The organism is Synechocystis sp. LKSZ1 (assembly GCF_040436315.1).
In the GTDB taxonomy this organism is placed as follows: domain Bacteria; phylum Cyanobacteriota; class Cyanobacteriia; order Cyanobacteriales; family Microcystaceae; genus Synechocystis.
In genome coordinates this window covers 275903-291507 of the sequence record NZ_AP031572.1, presented here as the reverse complement: position 1 = coordinate 291507, position 15605 = coordinate 275903, and the positions used below count along the sequence as shown (strand labels likewise).

The window sequence follows — 15605 nt, the reverse complement described above, 5'->3', positions numbered from 1 at the left end:
GTCCATATTTTAATTTATTAAACTAAATCTAAGAACCTTATTTTAATGCTTTCTCCCTATGCTATTTATGACCTACTGCTAGACTATGGAAATTCTCCTACCCTAGTGAGAGAAATTTTAATCGGTCTAACCTGGACTTTTTGTGATGGCAACGGTATCGGTTTAGCGATGAGTCCAGGGATTCCAACTCGTACTTTAGCCTGGTCAGGAACACTAGCCCAGAAAAAAATCGCCGACTTAGCACCCTGGCTTAAATCTTGGCACCCTTACGAAGCTACCGTCGGTATGGCTGTTATTAATTTGATCATTAATGGGCAATCGCCACTTTTAAAACAAGCTCAACCCTTGCTCTCTAAAAGTGATCATAATCTAGCTGTTTTTGATTACTTCTTACCCCAAATTAACGATAAAAAAGTCGTTATTATTGGTCGTTATCCTAGCTTATCACGCTACGAAAAAAATTTTGATGTACAGGTAATTGAACGTCAACCTATCGATAAAGATTTTCCCGATCCAGCGGCAGAATATTTACTTCCCCAAGCCGACTGGGTCTTTTTAACCGCCACTTCAATTATTAACAAAACCTTTCCTCGCCTTGTAGAACTTGCTCAACAGGCCCAAGTTGTCTTAATGGAGCCAACTGTTCCTTGGCTAAAGGAATTCGCAGAAATGGGCATTGACGACCTTGCTGGCGTTAATATTATCGATCCCCAACAGTTACGACAAACCATTGCTGAAGGTGGCGGGAAACGAATCTTTGAAACGAGTGTTCAGTACTGCCTTCTCAAATTATAAAAATTCCCTAATGCTACTCCCTGCTTTCTCTTACTCAATCTGTTAACAATGACCCTCGATCTTACCCCTCTGTCAATTTCTCTAAAAACGGCGATTTGCACCACTGTGATCACCTTTTTTTTAGGGTTGATCGCCGCCCGTTTAATGCTCGATCGTCGTGGTAAAGCCAAAAGCATTATTGATACGCTTTTTATTGCTCCTCTCGTTTTGCCGCCAACGGTGGTGGGATTTTTATTGCTATTACTTCTCGGGAAAAATAGCTGGATTGGTCAAGCTTTACAGGCAATGGGAATTAATCTTATTTTCACCTGGCAAGCCACGGTGATCAGTGCTATCGTCGTTTCTTTTCCTTTAATGTACCGTACTTCTTTGGGTGCTTTTGAGCAAATCGAGCATAATATTATCCTCGCGGCGAGAACCCTGGGTAGTTCGGAATGGCGAATTTTCTGGACAATTATGGTTCCCTTAGCCTATCGGGGTATTGTAGCGGGAATTATTCTTTCTTTTGCCCGGGCATTAGGGGAATTTGGCGCAACGTTGATGCTAGCGGGCAATATCCCAGGTAAAACCCAAACCATGCCTTTGGCAATTTTCTTTGCTACTGAATCGGGGGATTACCAAACGGCTTTCATTTGGGTATTGGTGTTATTATTTATCTCTTTATCAGTGATCATTGTTGTTAATTTTTGGACAGAAAAAAAGCAAAGCAAGAATCAATCTATTCCTACAAAAAAGAATTATTCATTGCTGGGCTTAAATCTACTAAGAAATATTTTTGATCTAAAATTATCAGATCTGAAAAGGAGTGAATCTATTTCAAACTTTGATGGTTTATTTTTAGATATTGAAAAAAAACATGCGGATTTTAGCTTAGCAGTAACCTTAGAAAGTGGTCAACAAGCTCTAGGATTTCTCGGCGCATCAGGTTCAGGCAAAAGCATGACGCTTCGGTGTATTGCTGGTTTAGAAACCCCCGATCGTGGTTTAATTACAGTTAATGGCCGGGTCTGGTTTGATTCTCGTCGCCGCATTAATCTTCCTCCTTGCCAGCGAAGAGTCGGCTTTGTTTTTCAGAACTATGCCCTTTTTCCCCATTTGACAGTTAGAGAAAATATTGCTTTTGGTGTGCGAAATTTACCCTCTGCTGAGCAAAAACGGCGGGTTGATATCAAAATTTCCCAAATGCACCTCCAAGATCTAGAAAACCGCTATCCGGCTCATCTATCTGGAGGGCAACAACAACGAGTAGCGATCGCTAGAGCGTTGGTAATTGAGCCAGAGATTTTATTACTGGATGAACCCTTTTCGGCCCTAGATACACAACTACGTAGTCAAATGGAGAAAAATTTGTTGGAAACCCTTTCTCTTTATCCAGGCATTACGCTGATGGTGTCCCATAATTTAGAAGAAATTTATCGAGTTTGCCAAGATTTACTCGTGATCTCAGATGGAAAAGTTTTACGACATGGCGACAAACAAGAAATTTTTAAACACCCGAATTTATACGAAGTGGCGCGCTTAACCGGTTGTAAGAATTTTTCCGCTATTGAGGTTATTTCTCCTCGGCAGGTCAGAGCCTTAAATTGGAATTGTACCTTAACATTGTCCGAGCCGTTCCCCGCCACTGCTAATCATATTTGTATTCGCGCCCATCACCTGCTTTTTGCTGAAGTAGAATCCTTAAAATCTCAGCCCCGCCTCAGAAAGAATATTCTCTTTAACGAAAACTATAGTTTAGAAGCTGAAGCTCAATTTCCGGAAACTTTGCCTTCTTACCTCGCGCATGTAGAAATATCGAGTCACAATACCTTTCCTTGTTGGCTGGTTCAAAAAAGTGAAACTCCCTTTAAAATGACACTTTACCTCAAGCTTAATAACCCTCCCGAGCATTTTCAAGATTATCATTTACAAGTAGAACTATTTAAAGAAAATTGGCAATTATTACAGAATTTTCCCTTCCCTTGGCACTGCCGCCTCGATCCTGAACGCCTATTTTTAGTTGATTTTACTTAATACTTATATCAGATAAGTATTTTGAGACTCGTACAAGCGCGATATTTTGTCAGCTTAAAATGTCCGACAGAGTTGTTGCGGTAACTGTTTGATGACACGCTGAAACAGGGCCGGCTTGTCCAACCCTTGCGATAAAATCAATGCACCCTGAATAGCAAGGACGCCATCTTCTCCCCGTTGCCAGGCCAGGGCTGGATCCATCCCAGATTCCATTAGTAATGTGGCGATCGCTTCAATCCAGTCGCAAAGTATCTCTTTCACCTGAGCATGAAATACATCGCGGGCGGAACCCAATAACAAAATAGCAAAGAGGCACGGTTGTTGTCCTTCCTCATAAACCTCACTGACGCGGTCGCACATTAGTTGCAAACGGATTAACGGCTCACCGGGTCTGCGGATGAGTTGCAATACATTTTGATCCAGCCAGCTTTCTAGATAATCCAGCACTGTCTTAACCATGTCATCCTTGCCCCCCGGAAAATGATGGTACAGACTTGCCTTGCCCAATCCAGTTGCCTCAGAAATTTTGGATAGGGTTGCACCATCGTAACCATGCTGGCGAAAAAGGCTTAACAGGCAGGGAATGTAGGTGTCCTTAGGCATGGGCAATGATTTTGAATGCAACACTTGACATTATACCGAGCGAACGGTACATTTTATCCATACCGAACGGACGGTACAATCTCGTCTAACAAGGAAAATCCCCATGATTAAGCTCTACGGTCACGAAATTTCGGGTAATAGCTACAAAGTCCAGCTAATGCTGTCACTACTCAACTTGGACTACGAATGGGTCAGAATCGATCTGATGAAAGGCGCGCATAAGTCGCCAGAATACCTCGCCATGAATCCCTTTGGGCAGGTACCATTGCTGGTAGATGGAGAGATCCAACTGGCGGATGCCCAAGCCATTTTGGTCTATCTCGCTCGCCAGTACGGGGGAGACCAGTGGCTCCCGACCGATGCCCTGCCGCTAGCACGGGTGATTCGCTGGTTATCGACGGCGGCGGGAGAGGTGCGCCAAGGGCCTGAAAATGCGCGTCTTTACCATTTATTCGGGGCTGGAACAAACATTAACATTGAGCGGGCGACCCAAAAATCCAAGCTCATCCTCACCCAATTGGATCAGCACTTGCATGTCTACACTTGGCTTGAGTTTGAATGTCCAACAATCGCGGATATTGCAGTCTTCCCTTATGTCGCGCTTGCACGGGATGGCAAAATCGACCTAGAAGCCTATCCCCATGTGCTTGCCTGGATTGATCGCATCAAACAATTACCCGGTTATATTCCCATGACAGGACTGTAGTTTTTTCAGCTCGACCGCTCTCATTTCCAATGGAGAAAAAGCACTATGGCAAACCCCGGTTGGTCTCAGGCCTCATCCCCTTTTCATCAGGGAGAGTTAGCAATTCAGGCTCGCTTGGGCCTACAGGAACAGATGGATAAACAGGGGCGGCGCGTGATTCGGGACTATCTCCCCGATCAGTTTCGGCAATTCTTTGCCCAACTCCCCTACGTGATTATCGGTACAGTTGATGCGACAGGTAATCCTTGGGCCTCGATCCTGGTCGGTAATCCGGGTTTTATCTCTACCCCTAGCGATAACACCTTGAAAGTAATGGCCCAACCCCTATGCGGCGACCCCTTCGCCACTAACCTGACAGAGGGCCTTGACATTGGCTTATTGGGGATTGAATTATCGACCCGTCGCCGCAATCGAGTCAATGGAATCGTCAGTGCCGTCTATCCTGATGGTTTTGAGGTGCAGGTACAGCAAACCTTTGGCAATTGTCCTCAGTACATTCAAACCCGTACCCCCAAGAGCCATGACCTTGATCCCACCGCGATCAGACCCCCATCCCCCGTTGAACAATTCAAGACAATAGAACAGGCAATCATTACAGCCGCTGACACCTTTTTTATTGCCACCGCCTATCAGTCCACATCGGCAGGTTCTGCCAGCGGGGTTGATGTCTCCCATCGGGGCGGAAAACTGGGTTTTGTCAAAATCGAGGATGATCGTACCCTAACCATTCCTGATTTCTCTGGTAATCGTCACTTCAATACCTTTGGCAATCTAGCATTAAATCCCCATGCTGGCCTTTTGTTTATCGATTTTTCCGAGGGCCATTTACTCTACTTGACAGGCACCGCTGAAGTGATTTGGGAAGGGCCGGAAATTCTGACCTATGCTGGAGCAGAACGCTTGCTGCGCTTCCATCTGCAAATCGGCTACCGATTGGAAGGGGGCCTCCCTCTGCGCTGGTCAGACCCAGAGTTGTCACCGTTTCTCAATCCCACAGGGCCTTGGCAATCGATGACCCCGTGATCTCAAGCTTTATTCACCTCTATTCACAATAAGGAGTTATGAGAATGGAAACGAAACCCCCCTTGCCGCCATTTACCCTAGAAACCGCCCTGCTCAAAGTACAAGCGGCGGAGGATACTTGGAATACCCGCGATCCAGAACGAGTGGCCCTTGCCTACACCGAAGATTCTGAATGGCGCAATCGAGCCGAATTTTTTAGCGGACGTGAGGCGATCAAAGCCTTCCTTCAACGCAAATGGGCCAAGGAACTCGATTACCGTTTGAAGAAGGAACTTTGGTGCTTTATGGATAACCGCATTGCTGTGCGATTTGAATATGAATGGCACGATGATGCGGGTTTTTGGTATCGCGCCTATGGCAATGAAAACTGGGAATTTGCGGACAATGGTTTGATGATGCGTCGGTTTGCCAGCATTAATGATGTCCCCATCCAAGAGTCAGACCGCAAATTTCGTTGGGAACGCACCTGAAGCATCTGATGCCACGTTCTACAGGCCCTGGCTAATTAGGGCCGTGTTGAGGTCTATTGAATTGTTAGCGAAATTGGCGGCGGCCCTGGCCTTCTAGACCCACGGCCTTATTGTACGAGGTCTCTAAATTGAAGAGTGCCTTTCGCCTCTACCCACACGGAGTTAGGAGAGAGGTAAAGCAACGTGTGACGGCTCGCTCCCTAAGTCCAAATTTTTTTAGATTAATGTAACCTGAGTTCGACAAAATTTAGTTACTGAACCCTTGCAAAATAAGGTTTGTAGCATTTGCTGTTCAATAGTTCTATGTCAATAAACCGTACTCCTGAGAAAATCGGTTCACATTCTCAATTAAAATCCATTGTTGACGGAACTTTGTGCGGTCTGAATTTTTGAGTTCTTGATTTAGTAAGGCTTTCAAGATTTTACTTCCGTCGAACTCAGGTTAATGTAGAATTCATAAAAACGTATACTAATCGACATAACATGCTCGTTGGTATATTCAACGAAAACTTTCTGTATAATCCCTAGTTAGACTTTCACGCCATTCATCTTAGAGAAGGACACTTAGACTACACTCATCTTCAAAAACCTAACTAAGCTAGAATAAAGAGGTTTGAAATCAAGTACGATAAGCTAGGCGCAAAGATTCAGAAAAACATGCATTTTTCTCAGCAACGTTTACATAAGCTAGAAATAATAAAACTCAAAAATGTTAAAAATCTTTGTATTTCATTTGAAGACAAGAATATAACTGGCATTCTCGGTCCAAATGGCTATGGGAAGTCAACAATTCTTCATGCCCTTGCGTGCTGTTTTCAGCCACCAAATGAAGGGACAGAAGACCATAAATTCAGCGAATTTTTTTTACCAAGTCCTGATGCTTTATGGCAAGGTAGCGAATTTAAAGTAGTTCATACTTATAGACAATCATCTCAACTGCACGAAAACATAGAGCAGGCTTACGGAAAAAGCAGCGATCGATGGAAACCGATATACAAAAGGAGACCAACAAGGAACGTATATTATTTTGGGGTAGATAGTTGTGTTCCTCTAATTGAGGCAGAAAAACGAAAAGTAAAAATCAACTATTCGACTAGTAATGTGAGTGAAGAAATTATAAATACAATACTAGAGAAAGCTTCGTATTGCCTGAATAGACGATATACTGCTTATAACATCCATGATGATGGAAAAGGACGTAAATTTATAGGTGTTGAAGCTGAAGGAATAAGATATTCAGCTCTCAGTATGAGTGCCGGAGAGCAAAAATTATTTCTATTACTTGAAAAGATTTATAGGGCACCTAAATATAGTCTCGTATTAATAGATGAGCTAGATCTTTTGTTGCATGACTCAGCCATGAAAAATCTAATTAAAGTTATATCCGAAAGAGCACAAAACTATAATCTCCAGGTAGTTTTTACAACTCATCGAGAATCTATTCTTAATATGTCAGATTCGATGAACATACGACATATTTTTGGCACGCCAGAACAAACTCTTTGCTTCAATGATACAAAGCCAGATGCAATCAACCGTTTAACAGGTGTTCAGCCAAGGTTTATTGAAGTTTTTGTCGAAGATGATCTTGCGGTAACCATAATCAAAAAAATAGCTGGTCAATTAAGTATTTCGAGACATGTCTCTGTTCAGCGATATGGCGCAGCTATCAATTGTTTTACGGTTTTAGCTGGCTTGCGTCTTCGAGGCGAAGATTGTAGAAATAGCATTTTTGTTCTTGATGGTGACGTTTACGCAACTAGAGAAGAGCAAGAAATTAGATTGAAAGCTGTTTTGACTGGAGATGATAATCATTCAGTATCTCTTCGGAATTCTAGTCTTGAAAAAATCAAGTGCTTAAAGCTACCAGAAAATGTTAAGCCAGAAAAATATATTCATAACCTTATTATAAACTTGGAAACAATTAATGATGCTGAGTCAATTGAAATAATTGATATTGCGAAGCAAATTGTAGTTGTTGACAATAGTCATAAATATGTAGACGATATTATAAGTAGACTCGACTGGAATAGAGACACTGGTTTGTCAAAAATAATTGATTTAGTCAGTTCTACTCAAGAATGGAATACTTATGTGTCAGATGTACGAGACTGGTTAGTTTTGCAAGTACCATTAGTGCAGGAGGCTGTAGCTTATGAAGTCTAACACTTCATGACAATGAATTTGACAAGCCATAGACAGAGGCGGCGTAGTAGTTTTTTGAGGAAATGAATGAACGAGCTTTTCGATAGATGCTGATTTTATGGAGGTTTCTTCAAATGTCAAAGCTACTTGAACGAATTACAGTAAATCCTAAACAATGTGGGGGTCGTCCCTGTATTCGTGGCATGAGAATTCGAGTGTCTGATGTTTTAGATTTGTTCGCAGTCGGTTTAAGCGCTGAAGAAATTTTAGAAGACTTACCAGATTTAGAAATGGATAATATACGAGCTTCTTTAATATAGGCAGCACGTAAACTGAACCATCCTGTATTGGTGGCATGACAACTATTTGGATCGATGCACATCTGTCTCTGGCAATAGCAATCTGGATTACAAATACCTTTGGAATTACAGCGTTAGCGTTACGGGATCTTGGTCTACGAGGTGCATTTGTATGCAGAAATATTTTTAGAAAATGCGTATTTGGCGCGATAGCTGAAAACTTTCCCTATAATCAATTATCCCGTATTATATCCTCCTTCTTTGTGATACCTCGCCTTCCGCTAGGCCCCTTTCTTTACTGCATTTGGGCCATCGTCTCGATTCTTATCGCCCTTGTTTTTGCCGGTCTTTCTCCCGATAGCCTTACTCGCATCCTCGTACTGCTCTTCCTTTTTGCACAACTGCTAGCTCGGTCATTGCTGCCGCGAGTCCTTCCCCTCATCTCACCCAGAACTCGTTTTATTGTCATAGGCATTGCTTTGGCCGTCGTCGTTGAGGGTTGTCATATGTTCTCGAAGCCCGTTTTTTCCTCCCTGCGCGTTTCTCCAGATACTCCCCTAGCTCTGGGTCTATACCGCTACGGGCTTGATCTTCTCTTCACTCTCCCTGCCTATCTCGTCATTTTCTTAGTAATCTGGCTTTTCATCAAACGTCTTTACTTTCCCCTCTGGCACTATGTTCTCGTTGTCGGCTTTGCACAGGTATTAGGGGACGGCGGGCTATTCTACTTCGTTAGCTCCCCTGCCATGTTCTTCTTCCTTCCCTACCCAATGTCTAATTATCATGCCATGAACATCCTGCCGTATTTGGCCGTCTGCGATCAGCTTCCGTCCGATTTGACTCCCTCATTTCGCATTTATCTGGTTGTCCCTGCAGTCTTCATGACTTATTTTGTCTGCGGTACCCTCATCCGTCTGCTTGGTCAACAGTTTGGCCTTGCATAAGCGACCCAGGCTTTCCCTGCATAGCAAAGGGACATAGCGACTGGGCCGCCTAATCCTCCAACTCCAGTACTACCGGCGTATGGTCACTGGGTTTTTCCCAGGCCCTGGGGGCCTTGTCAATCAGACAGCTTTTGGCCTGGGCCAACAGACCAGGGGTGAGGTAAATATGGTCAATGCGCCAACCCCGATTACGCTGAAAACCGCCGGTGCGGTAGTCCCACCAACTGAAGTGGCCGGGTTCGGAGTTAAAGTGCCGAAAGACATCCTGCAAACCCAGGTCTAGAATGCCCTGCAGGGCCTGACGTTCCACGGGAGAAGCCATGATGTGAGTTTCTTTGCCCTTGGGGTCGTAAATATCCCGGTCTTCGAGGGCAATGTTGAAGTCGCCACAGAGACAAAAGTCTGAGTAGCCTTGGGCCTGGAAGGCCTGGAGATATTGCTTGAGTTGACCGAACCAGGCCAGCTTATAATCGTATTTCTCTGAGCCAATGGCAGACCCATTGGGAACGTAGAGGTTAATCACCATCACCCCTTGGTAGATTCCGGCTATGACTCGTTTTTGTTCATCGAAGGTTGCCGCTGGCCCTGGCCCCAGCAGAGGAGTAAAACCGATCCAGACGTTTTCTAGGGGCTGGCGCGTTAGAATAGCAACGCCATTGTAGGATTTCTGGCCCGAAAAGGTACAAATATAGCCCATTTCCTCCAGGGCCTGGCGGGGAAAGTCTGCATCCACTACCTTGGTTTCTTGTAAACACAGAACATCGACAGTATTGTCCGTTAACCAGGCCTGCAGATGGGTCAGACGAGACCGAATGGAATTGACATTCCAAGTAGCAATTTTCATTCTCAAAATCTCACGTTCAAGCCTCATTACCTTAGCATAATTCGCTTTTAACGCCTGCCTATGGACGCGCCGCGCCTGCATCCAGAAACCATTGAAGAAGTCAAACAAAAAGTTGATATTGTTGATGTGATTGGCGAAGTAGTTCTGCTGAAAAAAAAAGGCAAGGATTACCAGGGCCTATGCCCCTTTCATCAGGAGAAAAGCCCCAGCTTTACCGTCAGTCCTGCCAAGCAAATGTATTATTGTTTTGGCTGTGGGGCCGGGGGCAATGTCTATAAGTTTTTAATGGAGTTGGGCAAAGCCTCGTTTCAGGAAGTCGTCTTCGACCTGGCCCGACGCTACCAAGTCCCGATTAAAACCCTAGAGCCCGAGCAACGCAAGGAATTTCAGCGCCAACTGTCCCTCAAGGAACAGCTCTACGAAATTTTGGTCGTGGCGGCCCATTTTTACCACCATACCCTCTACCAACCCCAGGGAGAAAAGGCCCTGGATTACCTCCTCTCCCAGCGCCATCTGTCGGAGGAAACCATTCAGCAATTCCAGTTGGGTTATGCGCCCGCCGGCTGGGAAACCCTCTACCGTTATCTGATCGAACAGAAACATTATCCCCTGGCCCTGGTGGAACAAGCGGGTTTAATCAAGGCCCGTCAGTCGGGTAGTGGCCATTACGATCAATTCCGTGACCGTTTGATGATTCCCATTACCGATGCCCAGGGCCGAGTAATTGCCTTTGGCAGTCGCAGTCTTGGCTCGGAGGAACCGAAATACCTCAATTCGCCGGAAACGGAATTATTTAACAAAGGCAAAACCCTCTTTGGTCTCGATCAGGCGAAAAAAGCGATTCAACAGCGCGACCAGGCCCTGGTGGTGGAGGGTTATTTTGATGTGATTGCCCTGCATCGTCATGGGTTTAATCATGCCGTAGCGGCCCTGGGGACGGCCCTGAGTCAAGACCAAATTAAATTACTGTTGCGCTATACGGACTCGAAACAAATTATCTTTAATTTTGATGCCGATAAAGCCGGTATTAAGGCCACCCAGCGGGCCATTCAAGAAATTGAACCGTTGGTTTATAGTGGCCAGGTGAATCTCAAAATTTTGAACCTGCCAGCAGGGAAAGATGCCGATGAATTTCTAGGAAGTCAGCTTGAAGCACAACCGGAATACCAACAGTTATTGGCTACGGCCCCTTCCTGGTTTGAATGGCAAGTCCAGCAATTATTAGCCCAGAATAGTCTCAAACAGGCTGAACAATTTGACCGGGTTTCCCAGGGTATGGTTCAACTGTTACGACAATTTCAAGACCCCAATAAACAGGCCTATTATCTTCAGTATTGTGCCGAGATTCTCTGTCAGGGGGATGTCCGCCTGATTCCCCTCCAGACAGGCCTATTAAGTCAGCAAATTCGCCAACCCCAGGCCCGTTCGACTCAAAAACGATCCCCGCGACGGGTGAAAAATCCTGACAGCAGTCTCTTGGCCGAGGCCGAAAGCCTACTTTTGCTGATCTATCTCCACTGTCCTGATTTTCGTAACACCATCAAGCAGGAACTAGAAGACAAAGACCTGTTGTTTAGCTTTGCCCACCACCGGCTCCTTTGGCAGACGCTCCTCTGGCTAGAGGGCCAAGGCCCTACCGATTTAGTCCCAGCGGATACCCTGGTTTCTCGTCTTGCCGATGCCTACCTTAACCTTGGCCAAGACACAGGGCCGATTGAGGCCCTACTACACTTGACGGAAAAAACCCAGGCGGATATTTTTCGGCCGGAGCTACGCATCCCGGAGGCCATTGCGGCCCTGGAGCGGGTTACTTGGCAAAAGTACTATGACTATTGCTCCCAGCGCTTTCAACAAATGCCGGCCCAGACCGGGCATTACTACTACAAAGAAATGCTCAAGGCCAAGCAAAAAATTCACAGTTTTGACCAGCAGAGATGCCAAGCCAGCCCCTAGGCAAAAGATAGAGCCCAATCCTTGGCCCATTGCAGAACGGCTTGCACTCGTTCTAGGGTCGGGGCTTCACAGTAGAGGCGCAGAACAGGTTCGGTGCCACTGAAACGAATCAACAGCCAACCGCCGCTCTGGAGGCGGAATTTATAGCCATCAATGTTTAAGCAGTCGGTGACGGGGGAACCCGCAATCTGCGGGAACGGAGTTTGGGCCAGATAATCCAGAAGTTGGCCCCGCACGGCCATACTGGCTAGGGGCAGGTCAATGCGGTCGTACTCCGCATAGAAATGGGTTTTGGCCTGGAGGTCTTGGTAAAGCTGGCTAATATCCCGTTGGGATTCCACAACGGCCTCCAACACATAAAGTGCCGAGAGTAGGGCATCCCGTTCAGGAATGTGGGAACCGTAGCCAATGCCGCCGGATTCTTCGCCACCGATCAAAACCTCATGACCGAGCATCCGGTCAGCAATGTACTTATAGCCAATGGCAGTTTCCTGGAGCGGGCGGTCGTACAACTGGGCCAAACGGGGAATCAAATCGGAGCCACTAATGGTTTTAACAATTTCTCCCCCTAAACCCCGATGACGGGCCAAATGGTCGATCAGAATGGGAATCAATCCCTGGGAACTGAGAAACTGGCCCTGGCCATCAACGGCGGCAATTCGGTCGGCATCGCCGTCAAATACTAGACCGACTCGCAGTCTTTCTTGATCTTGTTGAGCAGCGGTTTGAATGGTTTGCAACAATTCCGGCACATAGCGGGCCAGGGGTTCAGGAGAGGCCCCGCCAAAGAGGGGGTCGCGCTCACTGTTAAGTTCCCGCACCTCACAACCGAGCAGACGGGCCAGGCCCCCGGCGGCGGCTCCGTGCATGACATCGACAAAAATCTGTAATTGGCCCTGTTCCACCACCCGACGAATGGCCGTGATGTCCACCTTGGCTTGCAGGGCCTGGCAATAGCTGGGCCAGGAGTCAAAGGTCAAAATTTCTCCGGCTTGGGGAGCGGGCTTCAGGCCCTGGCTTAACTGGGCTTCGATTTGGCTGGTAATTTCTGGCCCAACGGAACCGCCAAAGGCCCCTTTGACCTTTAGACCGAGATAACGGGCTGGGTTATGGCTAGCCGTTAGCACTAAGGCCCCCAGGGCCTGTTCCTGGTGAGCGGCCCAACTAAAGGCTGGGGTGGGAGCATAGCTTTGGGATAACCAGACTTCAAATCCCTGCTCGGCGACGGTTTCTGCTACCAACTGGGCAAAGTCCTCCGCCATAAAGCGACGATCATAACCGACAATAATCCGGTCTTTTCTACCGGGGCCGGCAAAGGTGGCCCGCAAAACCTGCGCCGCAATTCCCGCCACCAGGGCCACCCGCTCAAAGGTAAAATCGGCCCCCAAAACACCACGCCAACCGTCGGTACCAAACTTAATCGGGGGAGGAGAAAAAACCATGGTGCGCCGTCAATCCACAAAAACTGCCCCTATTTTACCCGCCGAGGGCCAGTCCTCCCGGCGTTCTGGCCTAATCTGTTTCGATCAGATAACTTTTCCACTGCAGGCCCTGATCATTGCTTACCTCCCGCTGGAGTAGTCGCCAACTTTTGCCCTCACTTTGACGCTGGAGATAAATCTCGAAGGGATTTTGCTTTTGGGTTACGGTCTGGCGGGGCAGCGTTAAGGTGACATTATATTGGCCCGTAAGATGATAGGCGGGTAGATCTGCCACCACAATCGGTTCGATCTGCTTAACCTGAATATTACTAATTGCTAACGCGGGTGGGCTAGTCTGGAGTTGGTCACTGAGCCGAGTCTGGCTCTGGGTTAATTGGTAGGTCAAGGCCCTCTGCACAATATCCCCCTCAGGGGCAAATTCCAGGGGAACCGTCGCCGGGGCCGATTGACAGGCCATGAGCCAGCAACAGCAAAGAATAAGACAGCAGTAACGAAGTAGGGCCATGGGGAACAGGAAAATGCGGGAATCCTATCGCTCTATTCTAGGGGAGACGCGACTGGGGGGAAGAGGGTGAATTCAACAGGAAAATGGTTAAAAGCCTATCGCGGCTGGCTACTGGTGGCCCTGGCCCTAGTTGTAGCGGCCGCTATTATCATCGGGGCCTATCTGCGAGACGGGGGCCGCTTACCACCCCTGCCCCAAGATCCCCAGATCCAAGTGTATTTCAACCATAACCAGGCCCAGGGGGCCGATTATCGAGACCCCTACCGCCAAATCCAACGGCCAGGGGATAATCTTGAAGCGATTATTCTCCAGGCCATTAACAATGCCCAAAGTCGCATAGACCTGGCGGTTCAAGAATTACGATTGCCCCGTATTGCCCAGGCCTTGGTGGCCCAGAAACAAAAAGGCCGTCAGGTGCGGGTAATTTTAGAAAATCAGTACAATTTTGTAGTGGCGGAAAAAATAGGCTCAGGGGCCACCTCTGCCACTTCGGATCAAGACGGTGACCAAGCGGATGACCGTCTGGAGGATTACCAGGCCTTTCTGGATCAAAACAGGGATGGCCAGATTAGTGAGTCAGAAAGTGCAGAGCGCGATGCCATTCAAATCCTACGCCAGGGAGGAGTCCCCCTCATTGACGATACGGAAGATGGCTCCAAGGGAACGGGTCTGATGCACCATAAATTTTTGGTCGTGGACGGCCAGACGGTGATCGTCACCTCTGCTAACTTCACCCTCAGCGATCAGCACGGGGATTACAGCCGCCCAGCTACTCGCGGCAATGCGAATAACCTCCTGGTGATCCAATCGCCGGCCCTAGCGGACATTTTCTCAGAGGAATTTAATTTGATGTGGGGGGATGGCCCTGGTGGCCGGGCAGACAGTCGTTTTGGCTTGAAGAAACCGCACCGGTCGGCCCAAACTGTTACTGTCGGTCAGAGTACCGTTACCGTCAAATTTTCCCCCGATTCTCGACAATTGCCCTGGTCAGAAACCAGTAATGGCTTAATCGCTCGCTACCTCAATACAGCTCAAAAATCGATAGATCTTGCCCTATTTGTGTTTAGTGAACAGCCCTTAGTGGATGTTCTGCAACAGCCCTTTCAACGGGGAGTCGAAATTAAAACCTTGATTGATCCTGGTTTTGCCTTTCGCTCCTACAGTGAGGGACTGGATCTATTGGGGGTAAGCCTGCGGGAACAATGCCGTGTCGAAGCTGGCAACCGGCCCTGGCCCTTGGCCGCTTCCTTTGTGGGAATTCCAACCCTAGTAGAGGGAGATAAACTCCACCATAAGTTGGCAGTAATTGATGTCCAGACTGTCATTACTGGCTCCCACAACTGGTCTCCCAGTGCCAATCTGCAAAACGACGAGACCCTCCTAATCTTGCAAAATCCTAAAATTGCGGCCCATTATCAGCGGGAACTGGAACGCCTCCAGGCCAATGCCCAGTGGGGTCTCCCAGAGGGATTAAAACGAAAAATTAAGGCCCAAGAAAGGGCCTGTGGCCAGAATGTAACTCCCCAGCCCAGTCCTTTAGCCATTGCAACGACAGCGCCCCTGGTTAATCTCAACACCGCAACTCAGACGGAACTAGAAAGCCTACCCGGCATTGGCCCGAGTCTGGCGAAGAAGATTATTACCGCTCGCCAAAATCAACCTTTTACCGGCCTAGAAGACTTGGAACGGGTACCGGGGCTCAAGGCTAAGAAAATTAACGCCCTGCGCGGCCAGGTGATCTGGTAGGATGAAAGATCGGCCGGTTTTCAGGAATTACTTGGTTTCGAGTCAGACAAAATGCTAGATTATGAAAGCATTTTGGGAAAGCTCAAGCAATATTCTTATTCTAATTACCTGCCGGAA

The 15605-nt window shown here is 47.2% G+C and carries 14 protein-coding genes; 10 read left to right on the top strand and 4 right to left on the bottom strand.

All coding sequences use genetic code 11. From position 1 onward, the window contains the following. The first annotated feature begins 45 nt into the window (after positions 1 to 45). Positions 46 to 795, top strand: a complete 750-nt coding sequence (locus ABXS88_RS01400) for a DUF364 domain-containing protein (protein WP_353673419.1) — start codon at positions 46 to 48, stop codon at positions 793 to 795. A 48-nt stretch (positions 796 to 843) separates the two neighbouring features. Next, the gene (gene modB / locus ABXS88_RS01395) at positions 844 to 2808 is read left to right on the top strand and encodes a molybdate ABC transporter permease subunit (RefSeq protein WP_353673418.1); all 1965 of its coding nucleotides are present in this window, start codon (positions 844 to 846) and stop codon (positions 2806 to 2808) included. Between the two features lie 54 nt (positions 2809 to 2862). On the opposite strand, the gene ABXS88_RS01390 is transcribed toward modB, so the two are convergent. Beyond that, positions 2863 to 3411 (bottom strand): TetR/AcrR family transcriptional regulator, encoded by a 549-nt coding sequence (locus ABXS88_RS01390; RefSeq protein WP_353673417.1) that lies wholly within the window; start codon positions 3409 to 3411, stop codon positions 2863 to 2865. A 103-nt stretch (positions 3412 to 3514) separates the two neighbouring features. Between ABXS88_RS01390 and ABXS88_RS01385 the strand changes: the two genes are divergently transcribed. From ABXS88_RS01385 to ABXS88_RS01360, 6 genes are all read left to right on the top strand, one after another. Continuing rightward, positions 3515 to 4117 carry a glutathione S-transferase gene (locus tag ABXS88_RS01385; RefSeq protein WP_353673416.1) on the top strand — a complete coding sequence of 201 codons (603 nt, stop codon included), beginning with the start codon at positions 3515 to 3517 and terminating at the stop codon, positions 4115 to 4117. A 45-nt stretch (positions 4118 to 4162) separates the two neighbouring features. After that, positions 4163 to 5140, top strand: coding sequence for a pyridoxamine 5'-phosphate oxidase family protein (locus tag ABXS88_RS01380; protein ID WP_353673415.1), 978 nt, complete (start codon positions 4163 to 4165; stop codon positions 5138 to 5140). Between the two features lie 44 nt (positions 5141 to 5184). Then, positions 5185 to 5610: a nuclear transport factor 2 family protein gene (locus ABXS88_RS01375; RefSeq protein ID WP_353673414.1), complete on the top strand. Its 426-nt coding sequence runs from the start codon at positions 5185 to 5187 to the stop codon at positions 5608 to 5610. Between the two features lie 657 nt (positions 5611 to 6267). Next, on the top strand, positions 6268 to 7776 hold the full coding sequence (locus ABXS88_RS01370; RefSeq protein WP_353673413.1) for an AAA family ATPase: 1509 nt from the start codon (positions 6268 to 6270) through the stop codon (positions 7774 to 7776). 113 nt (positions 7777 to 7889) lie between these two features. Next, positions 7890 to 8075, top strand: coding sequence for a DUF433 domain-containing protein (locus ABXS88_RS01365; protein WP_353673412.1), 186 nt, complete (start codon positions 7890 to 7892; stop codon positions 8073 to 8075). 35 nt (positions 8076 to 8110) lie between these two features. Continuing rightward, a complete protein-coding gene (locus ABXS88_RS01360) occupies positions 8111 to 8998 on the top strand; it encodes a hypothetical protein (protein WP_353673411.1) in 888 nt (295 codons plus the stop codon). A 49-nt stretch (positions 8999 to 9047) separates the two neighbouring features. Here ABXS88_RS01360 and xth read toward each other — a convergent pair whose 3' ends face one another. Continuing rightward, on the bottom strand, positions 9048 to 9842 hold the full coding sequence (gene xth, locus ABXS88_RS01355; RefSeq protein ID WP_353673410.1) for an exodeoxyribonuclease III: 795 nt from the start codon (positions 9840 to 9842) through the stop codon (positions 9048 to 9050). 60 nt (positions 9843 to 9902) lie between these two features. Between xth and dnaG the strand changes: the two genes are divergently transcribed. After that, a complete protein-coding gene (gene dnaG / locus ABXS88_RS01350) occupies positions 9903 to 11795 on the top strand; it encodes a DNA primase (protein ID WP_353673409.1) in 1893 nt (630 codons plus the stop codon). Here the strand turns inward: dnaG and ABXS88_RS01345 are convergent. Further along, a complete protein-coding gene (locus tag ABXS88_RS01345; protein WP_353673408.1) occupies positions 11792 to 13237 on the bottom strand; it encodes a phosphoglucomutase/phosphomannomutase family protein in 1446 nt (481 codons plus the stop codon). The genes dnaG and ABXS88_RS01345 overlap by 4 nt on opposite strands. Before the next feature lie 70 nt (positions 13238 to 13307). After that, positions 13308 to 13742 (bottom strand): hypothetical protein, encoded by a 435-nt coding sequence (locus tag ABXS88_RS01340; RefSeq protein WP_353673407.1) that lies wholly within the window; start codon positions 13740 to 13742, stop codon positions 13308 to 13310. Positions 13743 to 13808: 66 nt separating this feature from the next. Between ABXS88_RS01340 and ABXS88_RS01335 the strand changes: the two genes are divergently transcribed. Then, positions 13809 to 15488, top strand: coding sequence for a phospholipase D-like domain-containing protein (locus ABXS88_RS01335; protein WP_353673406.1), 1680 nt, complete (start codon positions 13809 to 13811; stop codon positions 15486 to 15488). Positions 15489 to 15605: the final 117 nt, after the last annotated feature.